This is a genomic window from Pseudomonas spirodelae (assembly GCF_034653255.1).
Taxonomy (GTDB): domain Bacteria; phylum Pseudomonadota; class Gammaproteobacteria; order Pseudomonadales; family Pseudomonadaceae; genus Aquipseudomonas; species Aquipseudomonas spirodelae.
In genome coordinates, this window is sequence record NZ_JAYEET010000025.1 from 23,517 (window position 1) to 35,458 (window position 11,942).

14 protein-coding genes and 2 pseudogenes are annotated in these 11,942 nt (G+C 56.4%); 8 read left to right on the forward strand and 8 right to left on the reverse strand.

The window, feature by feature from the left end; all coding sequences use genetic code 11:
- Window positions 1-33: 33 nt before the first annotated feature.
- Complete coding sequence (locus SOP97_RS08450; RefSeq protein WP_322948914.1) at window positions 34-687, reverse strand: hypothetical protein; 654 nt, start codon at window positions 685-687, stop codon at window positions 34-36.
- Window positions 688-805: 118 nt separating this feature from the next.
- Between SOP97_RS08450 and SOP97_RS08455 the strand changes: the two genes are divergently transcribed.
- The 3 genes from SOP97_RS08455 (at window position 806) to SOP97_RS08465 (ending at window position 2,112) form a co-directional block, all read left to right on the forward strand.
- Window positions 806-1,006, forward strand: a complete 201-nt coding sequence (locus SOP97_RS08455) for a hypothetical protein (protein WP_322948915.1) — start codon at window positions 806-808, stop codon at window positions 1,004-1,006.
- 35 nt (window positions 1,007-1,041) lie between these two features.
- Window positions 1,042-1,491, forward strand: a complete 450-nt coding sequence (locus tag SOP97_RS08460; protein ID WP_322948916.1) for a hypothetical protein — start codon at window positions 1,042-1,044, stop codon at window positions 1,489-1,491.
- Between the two features lie 81 nt (window positions 1,492-1,572).
- Window positions 1,573-2,112, forward strand: a complete 540-nt coding sequence (locus tag SOP97_RS08465; protein WP_322948917.1) for a DUF4339 domain-containing protein — start codon at window positions 1,573-1,575, stop codon at window positions 2,110-2,112.
- Here the strand turns inward: SOP97_RS08465 and tnpC are convergent.
- The 3 genes from tnpC to tnpA form a co-directional block, all read right to left on the reverse strand.
- Window positions 2,094-3,641, reverse strand: a complete 1,548-nt coding sequence (gene tnpC, locus SOP97_RS08470) for an IS66 family transposase (RefSeq protein WP_169879246.1) — start codon at window positions 3,639-3,641, stop codon at window positions 2,094-2,096. The genes SOP97_RS08465 and tnpC overlap by 19 nt on opposite strands.
- A 61-nt stretch (window positions 3,642-3,702) precedes the next feature.
- Complete coding sequence (gene tnpB, locus SOP97_RS08475) at window positions 3,703-4,038, reverse strand: IS66 family insertion sequence element accessory protein TnpB (protein WP_010562499.1); 336 nt, start codon at window positions 4,036-4,038, stop codon at window positions 3,703-3,705.
- Window positions 4,035-4,352, reverse strand: coding sequence for an IS66-like element accessory protein TnpA (gene tnpA, locus SOP97_RS08480; RefSeq protein WP_073665984.1), 318 nt, complete (start codon window positions 4,350-4,352; stop codon window positions 4,035-4,037). Before tnpA ends, tnpB begins: the two co-directional genes overlap by 4 nt.
- A gap of 84 nt (window positions 4,353-4,436) precedes the next feature.
- On the opposite strand from tnpA, the gene SOP97_RS08485 reads away from it, so the two are divergent.
- Window positions 4,437-4,577 carry a hypothetical protein gene (locus SOP97_RS08485; protein ID WP_322948919.1) on the forward strand — a complete coding sequence of 47 codons (141 nt, stop codon included), beginning with the start codon at window positions 4,437-4,439 and terminating at the stop codon, window positions 4,575-4,577.
- 38 nt (window positions 4,578-4,615) lie between these two features.
- Window positions 4,616-5,599, forward strand: a pseudogene (locus SOP97_RS08490) (aminotransferase-like domain-containing protein); the annotation flags it as partial.
- A 253-nt stretch (window positions 5,600-5,852) separates the two neighbouring features.
- Here the strand turns inward: SOP97_RS08490 and SOP97_RS08495 are convergent.
- Both SOP97_RS08495 and SOP97_RS08500 read right to left on the reverse strand, forming a co-directional pair.
- The gene (locus SOP97_RS08495; RefSeq protein ID WP_322948920.1) at window positions 5,853-7,163 is read right to left on the reverse strand and encodes a HipA domain-containing protein; all 1,311 of its coding nucleotides are present in this window, start codon (window positions 7,161-7,163) and stop codon (window positions 5,853-5,855) included.
- The gene (locus SOP97_RS08500; RefSeq protein WP_322948921.1) at window positions 7,163-7,492 is read right to left on the reverse strand and encodes a helix-turn-helix domain-containing protein; all 330 of its coding nucleotides are present in this window, start codon (window positions 7,490-7,492) and stop codon (window positions 7,163-7,165) included. Before SOP97_RS08500 ends, SOP97_RS08495 begins: the two co-directional genes overlap by 1 nt.
- A gap of 395 nt (window positions 7,493-7,887) precedes the next feature.
- On the opposite strand from SOP97_RS08500, the pseudogene radC reads away from it, so the two are divergent.
- Window positions 7,888-8,393, forward strand: a pseudogene (radC, locus tag SOP97_RS08505) (RadC family protein).
- Window positions 8,394-8,484: 91 nt separating this feature from the next.
- Here radC and SOP97_RS08510 read toward each other — a convergent pair.
- Window positions 8,485-9,681 carry a type II toxin-antitoxin system HipA family toxin gene (locus tag SOP97_RS08510; RefSeq protein ID WP_322948922.1) on the reverse strand — a complete coding sequence of 399 codons (1,197 nt, stop codon included), beginning with the start codon at window positions 9,679-9,681 and terminating at the stop codon, window positions 8,485-8,487.
- The gene (locus tag SOP97_RS08515) at window positions 9,681-9,932 is read right to left on the reverse strand and encodes a helix-turn-helix transcriptional regulator (protein ID WP_322948923.1); all 252 of its coding nucleotides are present in this window, start codon (window positions 9,930-9,932) and stop codon (window positions 9,681-9,683) included. Before SOP97_RS08515 ends, SOP97_RS08510 begins: the two co-directional genes overlap by 1 nt.
- On the opposite strand from SOP97_RS08515, the gene SOP97_RS08520 reads away from it, so the two are divergent.
- Window positions 9,858-10,604 carry an alpha/beta fold hydrolase gene (locus SOP97_RS08520; protein ID WP_322948924.1) on the forward strand — a complete coding sequence of 249 codons (747 nt, stop codon included), beginning with the start codon at window positions 9,858-9,860 and terminating at the stop codon, window positions 10,602-10,604. The two genes, SOP97_RS08515 and SOP97_RS08520, sit on opposite strands and share 75 nt — an antisense overlap.
- Window positions 10,591-11,562, forward strand: a complete 972-nt coding sequence (locus tag SOP97_RS08525; RefSeq protein WP_322948925.1) for a GGDEF domain-containing protein — start codon at window positions 10,591-10,593, stop codon at window positions 11,560-11,562. The genes SOP97_RS08520 and SOP97_RS08525 overlap by 14 nt, the downstream gene beginning before the upstream one ends.
- Window positions 11,563-11,942 lie beyond the last annotated feature (380 nt).

Here is an 11,942-nt window from a genome sequence, read left to right on the forward strand (position 1 = left end):
AGCCCGTTGCAAGGTGCCGCGGGCCTTATGCGTTTAGGACTCATCCACTACCGGATAACACGCCTCCCCCCATAAGGTATCAGCGCTATCCATCATGAGTTCGATGATCAACGGCACCAGCTTACCTAGCAAGCTCGTACAGTCGCGCATCTGCTCGCGATTAACCGAGCCGTTCCAGGTGGCGCCACCGTGGATGAGCTGGTTGCGAAGGGTGTACAGGCGGTTGAACAGCACGCCGAGCAACGCTGGCGTGTTGCCGCTGGCCAGGGCCAGCTGGGCGGACTTCTTGCCGCTGGCGAAGCGGTTTTTCCAAGTGTTCTCATCGATCTTGCCGCTCTGGTGATCCCAGAAGCTCTGGAACACGTACTGGTTATCTAACAGTACCCGGATGCTGCCGGAGAACTCTTGCCAGACAAGTGCATCAATCCGTTTGCTCTTATCCATTGAGCAGAGCTTTTCCAGGAAGGCTTTGAAGGTCTCTTGCTCCGAGAGGCGCTGGCGCTCGTCGATCTCAGTGGCATAGGCAGCGTTGAAGGCTACCCACAGGAAGATGAAACGACCGTCGAGGTCGTCAGCCTGCTCCGCGCGGTCAAGCCAACTAAGTGCACGATGGACACGCAGACGCAGATTGGGGTGTTGGGCATCACGCTCCTGGCGATGACGTTGCTTCAGCGACTGGAACTGCATGGTTCTCTCCTTGAATAAGCTCCGTACCCTAACAGAGCAGCACTGAGTCGCAATACCGCGACACAATCTGCCGCGCTACTCCGGCACACTCTCTTAAAGCACAACGGAGAGACCATACATGCCAATACCTCCCCATCCTCGCACTTTCATCTGCTCACACTGCGGCTGGCAACGCACAACCATTCCTGCCAGCGATGCCATCCGGCTGGAAGTCGACTGGTTCTTCCAGTGCCCAGCCTGCCAACACACTGAATTGGAAACCCGCCCGGCCAACCGCGCAGAAATCATGCGAGAGCGGCTGACCCAGTTCTTTCGCTAATCACGGATCTGCACCACATCACAGGAAAACTCATCATGCATAAAACCAAGATACTGCTGCTCTGCAGCCTGATTACCTGCGCCAGCGCCCATGCCGGCACCTACGAATGGACTTCCGGCTGGGGCATGGGTGTCAGCGAGCATCTGGTGGACGACGGCAATGGCAACGAGCTGAATATCTCCTGCCCGAACCATGAGGAGGATGGCTACGTCCGCGCCTACGCAAGCATCGGCGGCCAGCAATACAGCTCCGATGAGGGCAACGGCTTCGATGTGATCGTCGACGGCGAGACTTATAGCAACCCCTTCTTCACCGACTGCCGAGCTTGCGGGGCCAACTTCCCGGGTTTCTGGGAAGTCCTGCGCAAGGCTAACAACCTGAAGCTTGCTGCTGGCGGGCAGACAGTCAATCTGCCGACCAAAAATATAACCACCGTACTCCAGCCGCTGGACAGCCCGGAAAACAGCTGCCACTCGGCCTGGTAAGACAGCCCGTACGGCGACACAGGCTGTCGTCGGGAGCAGAGACACTGCTCCACGTAATCAATCGAATCGAGGAGTGAATCGATGTCCGATACACAAAACAGCACGAGCCAGTGGTTCTATGAGGAGAAAGGCGAGCGCAAGGGTGGTGCCAGCGAACAGGAGATGGTCGAGCTGATTCGCTCGGGCCGCCTCGGCTATGGTAGTTCTGTTTGGATGCCCGGCTTCAACGAGTGGGCGAAGCTGGAGGACACACCTCTGCGGCAACACCTGCAGCAGACTCCGCCACCACTGGCTGGTAGCCAGGTGAACAACACCCTGGTCTGGGTGCTCGCCTTCGCCCCCATCATCGGCTACCTGATGGAATGGTTCGTCGCTGGTGCGCTCAATGGCAGCGAAGCAGCAGCGGCGCGAGCGATGGAAAACGCCAGTTACTGGTACATCACGCTAGCGCTCAATCTGCTGCTGTCCTTCTTCGACGAGAAGCGTCTGCAAAAGACCGGGCACAATACCAGCCGCTTCAGGGGCTGGGTCTGGCTGGTGCCGGTGTACCTGTATCAACGCGCCAAAAATCGTAAGCGTCTGCCGAACTCACCTTGCGTAATTCAGGCGGGTGCCCATTGATGCGGCAGTAGTTGGCCAATCTCGCTGGCCCGCTGTGTCGGCAGCCGCATCAGCACATCCTTCAGGTAGGCGTACGGATCATGCCCATTCATCCGCGCCGACTGGATCAGGCTCATGATCGCCGCCGCCCGTTTGCCGCTGCGCAGCGACCCGGCAAACAGCCAGTTCGAGCGTCCAAGGGCCCATGGTCGAATCTGGTTCTCGACCTGATTGTTGTCGATAGGCACGGCGCCGTCGTCCAGATAGCGCGTCAGCGCTAACCAGCGTTTTAGGCTGTAATCCAGGGCTTTTGCCGTGGCTGATCCGTTGGGCACCCGATCACGCTGGGCCAGCATCCAGTTATGCAGCGCATCGAGGATTGGTGAAGACTTTTCCTGCCGTATTCGCCAGCGTTCTTCATCGCTCATGTGCCGTGCTTGCCGCTCGATTTCATACAGCCCGGCAATGGAGTGCAGCGCCTGTTCGGCTAACTGGCTTTTGTTCGCTGCGTGCAGATCGAAAAATTTGCGGCGGGCGTGGGCCATGCAGCCAATTTCGGTGATGCCCTGCTCGAAGCTGGCCTTGTAGCCGGCGAAGTCGTCGCAGACCAGCTTGCCACTCCACTGACCCAGAAAATTGCGCGCATGCTCACCAGCCCGGCTGGGGCTGAAGTCATACACCACGGCCTTCAGGTCGGCGAAGGGTGTGGTGCAGTATGCCCAGACGTAAGCCCGGTGGGTTTTCTTCTCGCCAGGGGCCAGCATTTGCACGGGGGTTTCGTCGGCGTGGATCACGCCTTGCGCCAGTACCGCCTCGCGCAGGGCGTCGACCAATGGTTGGAGCTGTACGCCGGTGTGTCCGACCCACTGCGCCAGCGTCGAGCGGGCGATGGCCAGGCCAGCGCGCCCAAAAATCTTTTCTTGCCTATACAGCGGCAGGTGGTCGGCAAATTTGGCCACCATCACGTGAGCCAGCAGGCCGGCAGTGGGGATGCCCTTGTCGATCACCTGGGCTGGTACCGGCGCCTGGATCAGTGTTTCGCACTGACGGCAGGCCCATTTGCCACGCACGTGCTGTTCGACGGTGAACACGCCCGGCGTGTAATCCAGCTTTTCGCTGATGTCTTCGCCGATGCGTTGCAGCTGGCAGCCGCAGGTGCATTGAGTGTTCTGCGGCTCGTGACGGATCACAGTACGCGGAAACTGGGCTGGCAGCGGTGCGCGCTTGGGCTGTTGGCGGGGTTCAGCCGGAGCCGCCGGAGGATTGAGGGTTTTCAGTTCCGCCTCGATAGCGGCAATGTCCGTGTCGAGCAAATCATCCAGCAGGCTGCCCTGGTCAGGGCTTAGTTGCTCGCTACGCTTGGCGAACTTGTGTCGCTTGAACCAGGCGATTTCATGGGTGAGCTGCTCGATGACGGTTTGATCGCGGTCGATCTTCTTGCCCATCGTTTCAACCGTCTTACCCAACGTGTCGACTTGCGACAGCAACTGCGCAGCGAGTGCGCGCAGTTGCTCAGGTGTCAGTTGGTCGAGATTGGGCGAGGAAGTCATGCCGCTGATTGTGCCAGAGCAGGCGATCAGCGCAGATAAAGCGATGGGCTAATGGCCGGCGCTACAGCACTGTGATCGCACCGGCTGCACCAACCCGCTGCCAAGGTAAACCGAGCACCAAAGCCTGAAGCTGCTCGGTGTCGAGTTCAACTTCCGAGCCGCGGTGGATGCCTGGCCAGTGAAACTTGCCCTGGTTCAATCGCCGCGCGGCCAGCCAGATCCCTACACCGTCATGCACCAACACTTTCATGCGGTTGGCGCGGCGGTTGGCGAACAGATAAGCACAGTGCGGCTTCGCCGCACCGAATACCTCCACTACACGGGCCAATGCGGTCTCGGTGCCGGCGCGCATGTCCATCGGCTCAGTGGCAAGCCAGATGCTATCGATGCGGATCACGGGGCAAGCCCCCGGACAAAGCGGGCGCAGCCGTCAGGATCGGACACTGGCCATTTCACTGTGACTGACTGCTCGCCAAGCGATAGCTCAATAATCACCGATGCTGCAGTCGGCCGTTTGGGCGTAGCCCTCAATGGAACGAACGCCGACAACACCGCGGGTAGCTGATCTCGGTAAAGCGGTAGCCATTTTCGAATGACGTTGGCGTTGATGCCATGGCGGATGGCAACGCTGGAGACGGTCGCACCCGGTTGTAGGCATTCCTGAACGACCTGGACCTTGAACGGTTTGGGGTAAGAGCTTCGTTGGCGCATGGAAATCCTAACGTTAAGGACGATCGCGTCCGCTTAAAAATACGCGGACACCATCGCCCTTAATGCTGGAGTTCGGAAGGTGACTTGGCTGGACGCTTACATACCAACCAGGGTCAGGCTGAGGCGGATGTACTGCGTTACCTGACGGACTACTACAACCATCAACGGCCACACAGCTACAACGGGTACAAAACGCCAGTGGAAGCCGAATCACTGGCCGGATAAACCTAAACCAGTGTCCAGAATTCGTTGACCACAACAACACCCCCGACGCAGGACTTGCGCGCTACCGCCAGGCTGGTGCGACCTGGCTCACCCATGGAAATTTCATCCCCCAGGCGGATCAAGTTCTATGTACGAACGGCGCTCAGCATGGACTGTTATGCACCCTCATGGCGCTATTACGTGCAGGAGACACAATTGTCACGGAACAACTTACGTACCCTGGCCTGATTACAGCTGCACGCATGCTCGGTATCAAGCTTCTCGGCGCAGAAATGGATGAAGAGGGTTTAACGCCGGAATCCATTGATGAGCTTTGTCACCATAACCGCGTCTCCGCTATTTACTGCACACCCACGCTACAAAACCCGACCACGGGCGTTCTTTCTCCGCAGCGCCGAGAAGCAGTCATCGAGATTTGTCGTAAACACAATCTGTTAATCATCGAGGATGAAGCCCACGCCGTTCTTGTAGAGAACCGCCCTCCACCTCTAAGTTTTTTCGCGCCAGAGCGCAGCATTTTGATTAGCAGCCTGAGTAAGGCAGTAGCCGCTGGCCTGCGGGTGGGCTTTCTGCATGCCCCGACGACATTAATTAGTCGAATCACTGCAGCCTTGCGAGCTTCTTGCTGGATGGCAACCCCACTGGCAATGGAACTCGCCACCAATTGGATAGAGGGCGGTACGGCTGAGAAGTTGCTGCGCGATCAAATAGCAGAGATCAGTCGCCGCAAAGATCTCGTGCAGGGTGTGCTGGACGGATTGACCTACCGTACACACCCCCAAAGTCCGCATTTTTGGATCGAGGTACCCGAACCTTGGCGTGCGTCTGACATTGAAGCTGACCTTAAGCTTAAAAATTACCTGATTGCGACAGCAGAGGCTTTTGCCGTTGGCCGAGCAGCAGTTCCGCAGTTTGTCCGCGCGAGCGTAACTAACGCTTCACACAACGATCAGTTACTTCTGGAGGGCTTCAAAACTCTCGCGAATACCCTGCGCCAAGGCAGCAGTCAGTTCGAAGGATGAATAGCGCCTAATTTCGTAGACACCTCAGTCCTCTGGCTGGCACCCGCCAACCAGATACTTGGCATCCACACAGACTGGACTACGCTCAGTGCACCTTGAAAAGGAGTTCGAGCTATGTTCCCCATGCGCAAGGCCGCGCCTCTGAAGATTATTTAATCCAACACCGATGGCAAAAGCCCAGTGACCAAAGGTCGCTGGGCCATTTCCGTGTCGAACCTGTCTGCTCTCAGTTCCTGAGATCTCTACGCAGGCCTTACAGGCCTTCGTTCAACTGAGCCGTCATCTCGCTGATGACGATCGCATTAATGCTCCTCAACAGCCGGACTTCACCCCCTAATGTGGCCTTAAGCTCCTGCCTATGCTGCAGCAGCTCGGTATTTTGTTGAATCACCTCATCCAGTAGCTTCGGTGCTTCTATACGCACACTGTCGACAAGTTTCCGGATGTTGTCCCGGGCCGTTGTTGGCTTGATACCCATGGCTTCACCAGCGCTTATGAGTAACGGCGTAGTGATCTCTACTAGGCGCTGAGTACCATTAATTGGCCAAGCCATAGTGGCTTGGCCTGGCCATTGATCCCGATCATACGCCCGTGTGCCGTATACAGCCGTGCACAGCAAGTCATAGAAAGGCGACAGGTGTACGCCCCTAGGAGACATCAAGAAACTTAGGTTTTTCAGATGCGCGTCCTCATTGCCCACGAGGACGTTGAAGGTCAGCCATTGGAATAGGCGCAACCGGGCCAGCGCTGCTGGCCGACACTGGTTGGCCAGTTCTGCAATGAGCTCAACACTGCCGGCGCTGTACTTGAACTCTCTGGACAAACCATTCAATTGGCACGCGTCGATACAGTGAAGGCGAGCCCAGCCGTGCTCAGTCTCGGCGCGGTCAAAACGCTCAATCAAATAGACCGGCTGCGGCACATATAAGCGGTGCACCCTTGGTGCAGGCAATCCCACACGATCAGCCAGTTTCATCACAAACCATTCGTTGATCACGGAGTGCGGCCATGCATCACCTGGATGGTCGGGCTTGAGTATGTGTGTCGATGGCTCGTTACCCACTGGCTCAAGAAGCTGGTCATCCCTGTAGATGATCGCCACCTTATGTTGGGCACCAGCCAAGGACATTTTCTTGGCTGCTTTCTCGGCCAAGGGAATCTTCGGCATCGCCAAAATGCGCTCTGACATTTCGCCATCGGGCAGCACCTGTATGCTCCCCGGTTCAGGCTCTTCCCCAGGGGGAAGCAAAGTGAGAGAGCCGGCCGACTCCGCACCGAAATGCTGCAGTAAGGCGAAAGCATCCTCAATCGCCGCGCCTGCGGCCATAGCAATTAGGTGCCGCTGACCCTCTTCCGGCAGTAGATTGTCGAAATACCACTGCACAGGGCGAGTGGTAGCACCATCAAAGTGCTCCTCCGCCTGCAGGGGTAGCAACGGGCACAATGCATGCGCCAAAGGATCGACCAACCACTGCCCGCTGTAGCAAAAGGCCCATAGGCCATTGCTTTCGCGCAGGGTGCCCACGTGAGTCTGGTTAATCCAGACGTTGAGCGATCGTTCCATTAGTTAGCCTTGCTCGTGGATGCAGGACTCTTGGAGGCAGATGCCTTGTTTGATTTGGCCAGTTTCTTGTTTGCCGTTTCAGCGAGCAGCTTCCTGATATCGTCGGCAAAGGGTTCTGGTACCTCGATCGTCACGTTCAGACCGAGCTCCTGCATGACTTGGAACAGCTTGCCCCACTGCACTGTTTCCCCGCCACGCTCCACCTTCCCCAGGAAGTTCTCGGACACGCCAATGATGCCAGCCGCATCGTCTTGGCGGATTTGCATGGCCTTGCGACTTGCTCGAATGAGCGCGCCTACTTGCTCAGGGGACTCGATGTCGATTTTCATTTGAAAAACCTCATGATCTTGCTGATTTTTTGCGCAGCGCAGGGAGAAAAGCACAAATCCACACGAATGTGCGGATTTTAGTCAACAAGGCGATATTCTTCAATAATTCCGCATGATCGTGAGGTTTTAAGGCTGGGTCATGGTTATGGCTAAAAATCCACACGATTGTGCGGAAAAGGCAAGAGCCTGCGCGCTTCTTTTGCGTGCGGTGACCATACGATCGGTGGAATAACGGTCTTGCTGTTTCCTCTCACCCTATCACGGCGTTCTCGCCGTCAAGGGCTGCGTACGCTTCGCGCACTTGCGGCAGGGCCGGCTATCGCCCCCTGACTGCTGCGCTACACCCTGCTGATTCCGGTTCCGGGCAATTCCGCCCGAGCAACTGGAGCACGATCATGTCGCAACTCTCTCTGGCTTTTAACGCTTCACTACTGATGCAAGACGACCAGGGTCGCTACTTGCCGGCCACTGCGGAGCAGATTCTGGAAGAGGCACGTCGGGTCATCGACCTCAAAACACAACGCGGTGAAGCGTTCACCCTCCAGAGCTGGTCAAGGAGTACTTGATCACCAAACTGGCCGGTTTCGAACATGAGGTTTTCGCTGCACTGTTCCTGGATGCCAAGCACCAACTGATCCAGTACGTTGAGATGTTTCGTGGCAGTATCGACAGCGCGTCGGTCTACCCTCGGGAAGTGGTCAAGGAAGCACTTCACCACAACGCGGCAGCAGTGATCTTCGCGCACAACCACCCAAGCGGAAATCCTGAGCCAAGCCAGGCAGACAAAACGCTGACCCAACGGTTCAAGGAGGCATTGACGCTTGTTGAGGTACGTTCGCTGGATCACATCGTGGTCGGAGGCCGACAAACAGTGTCATTTTCTGAGCGAGGACTGATCTGAACAACGGGGGCTTCGGCCCCTTTTTTGCTTCGTCTATGGTCGATTGGGAGCATTACGCCCCTGTAACCTCGCTTGCGTTTCTGCACGTGTACTAACCAAAAGTTTTTATAAACGGACCAGCACAATGTCTGATTGCCGCGACCACATGCGGCGCCTGCTCGCACAGCTCGGTTGAGCGCGCCAGTACACGCTCCAGCGCGCTCAACTGCTCGCGGATCACTTCTTCTGGCCGCGCTACATCACACACCTGAGCGAAGTCCAGCAGCCCCTGTCGAGACGCAAAGAGCGTCTTGTTGCCCACAAGGTCCAGCGCCAATACGTCCTCTGGAATATAGGCCGTGGTGTTGACGATATCGTAGGCCGGGGCCAGCCGCGCATCGCGCTGGGTCGGATCGGAATACAGCAACCCGAAGTTCTTCAGATGGGCGTCGCCGTTACCGACGATGCAGCTCAAGGTAACCATGGCGAATAGCTGAGCCAATGAGCCCCGCACCTGCTCGGATGGGCAGTACAGGCGGATAGCCTTGGCGATAGCCGAATAGCTCTTGCTGTATTTTTGCTCCGCCGCCAGCCCCATCAATGCCGCCATGTCCTCAAAGCCGATCGGGTTCAACTGCTCGTCCCGGTCGAAGCGGCGCATCACGAACAGCTTGGCATTGGCGGACAGGTAGAACTCCGGCACCGCAATACCGGCCTCCTTGGATACGGACATGCAAAGGAACTCATTGATCGCCAGCCCCGGAAACTCATCACGGCCACTCTTGATGATCAGGTCAGAGGTTTTCGAGGTGAAGCGCTGCGGCACGGAATCCTGATGCTCTGGGACCAGTACCTTAGGCTGCACGCCCGATATACCGGCACGCAGAATGTAGCGATCCACCAGGCCGGCAAAAATATCTTCTGCACCGTCCCAGGCGAGGATTTCTTCGAGCTTTTCTCCGGGAAACTGCTGCCTTCGTAACAGCACATCGACCTCAGGCGAGCTGACCGCCACCCGCCCGATAGGCGAACTGCTACCGGACAGTGCCAACAGCAGCATCGGGTCAACGTTCGCAACCTTGGCCAAGCGGTTGCGTAGCTGCTCCAGGACGTATCCTTCCGGCAGGTTCATCTGGAAGATCGGGTGCAATTCTCGATGACGGTATTCGTCCATGCGCACCGGCATTAGCAAACTGATCGCCGCCCGCGCCTCGGCGTCCTCGTGGTAACGGAATAGGTAATCACCTGTGCTGGTAAGAATCTTCCCGCTGTCACCCTCTGGCGTTGCAACCTGCAGCACGGCCGTCATCAGTCGAATACTCCGTGGATTTCGTCCAACGTGGGCATGGCTGCCGGCACCACATTGAGCTCTGAGTCTAGGGCCGCTAGCACTCGCGCATAGGCCATCATTCCCACCGAAAGATCGCCCTTTTCAATGGCGATAACCTTTTGCCGGGTTATGCCAGCCAGGGAAGCCAGTGAGGCTTGAGTCAGCCCGCGATTCAGACGGCGCTGCCGAAGCTGCTCGCCAAGTCGCAGCGTGATGAGGGAATAGTCCATGTTCTGTATACGCAACAAGTTATATTGAATGTAACGTATACCGAACCAACGGAGAAATCAAAGCGGATAGGCTGCTTGAACCCAAGAACCGGCGCTACGCGGCCATATAGCGATCCACCACCAGGTGCAATTTACGACTGCGTTGGCGGTAGCATCCTTGCGTCCATACAACGCCCAAAACTCTTTTCCCATATGATTTTGGTGGGGCCATCACCCTGCTTTCTGAATGCTCCCCCAGACTATAAGGGCGGCTTCGAAAGAGCGGATCTGGAAGGGCTGCTTGAACTTATGGACCAGAACTACATCGGCTGGGCGCAATACTTTGCGCCCGTCGTGGCCGGTGCAACGCTGAACCAACCGCTGGCAGCGAAACTTTCAAACAGCTTCTGCTCCACCGATCCAGTCATGGCGCGACTGTTCGCCGAGGTCACGTTCTTTTCGGATATACGTGATCAGCTACAACACTGCAAAACGCCGTGCCTGATACTGCAGCACCGAAACGATGCCCTAGCACCGCTGATCGTGGGCGACTATCTGCATCAGCATTTAACCGGCAGCACCCTGGAAATACTCGACGTCTCCGGACATTGTGCTCATATGAGCCACCCCGATTTAGTCGCAGACAGCATGCGCAAATACCTATCAGGAAGAGACAGTCGTGTTCTACCTTGAGCGATTGCCTTGCCCTGTTTTGGTGACAGATTGCAGTGGCCTCGTACTGCATACCAATCTCGATTTCAGAAATCTCGTAGGGCCAAGCGAGAGCGGCACAATGGATCGATATTTCCCGCCAGCGAGCTGCATCTTCCTTCAGACCCACGCCTGGCCGTTGTTGTTTAAAGACAGTGGGTTCAGTGAACTCTATATGCAGCTACTGAGTGTGGACGGCCAGCGCATACCCGTTATGACTAATGCGCGGGTCAGTGAGATTCGAGGAACGCGCGTTGTGATATGGCTATTCTTCGTAGCCAAGGAGCGCCAACGCTTTGAGTCTGAACTGCTCCAAGCTCGCCAACAGGCTCAGGATACTGCGGCCCAACTAACCGAAGTCAACGGTGAGCTTATGCGTGCTTATGCTCAGCTCGCCGCATATACGGCTGAGGTGAAAACTGAAGCAGACCAATTGGCCTACTTGAGCCATACCGACCATTTAACAGGCCTCGGCAATCGCCGGGCACTTTTGCTTAAAGTTGACCGCTGGATAAAAACGGCAAGCGACCAAGATGTTGGAAGTTTATTGTTGATTGATATCGATTTTTTCAAGCAGGTGAATGATCGTTTGGGTCATGCAGAGGGAGATCGCGTGTTATGCCATATCGCATCTCAGCTCCAAAATAGCGCGCGGGCGCAAGACTCGGTTGTCCGTTATGGTGGTGAGGAGTTTGTGGTTTGGCTTCCTTACTCTAATCGCCGAGGGGCAGAGCTTACTGCTCAACGGCTACATGACCAGATTGCGCAAGCTCAAGTATGCGACCAGCAGATTACGGTCAGCATAGGCCTCACCACGCTCACACCGCAGCATCAAGAAACCACTAGGTACCTAGAACGTTTGCTCAGTGAAGCAGACACTGCTCTGTACGAAGCTAAATCTCGGGGCCGCAACCGCACGATTTGTTTTGACGATTTATAGGGTTACACAGTACCGCAATGCAAGGGTCAAGGATTAATGGCTCTACGAGCGCTGCCTAACCGGGGTAGTCTCTCGGGCATAGCAGTAAAAGACTAAACAGCTGCTAAACGCACTTGGTTTCGGCCATTATTTTTTGCTGCATAAAGACTTCGTGTTGCCGCTGACCGAAAACTGACCCAGTAGAGGCTGTTCTGCCGACTGAAAACTGACCCAGGTGTTCAACTGCTTCTGCTCAATTTTTGAGCAGGAGAACACAGGGTGATCAGTATGGAAATGATGGGCAAAATTCGCCGGATGTATTTCCGCGACAAGCTGTCGCTGCATGAGATAGCCAAGCGCACCGGGTTGGCGCGCAACACGATTCGCAAGTGGGTCAGAGC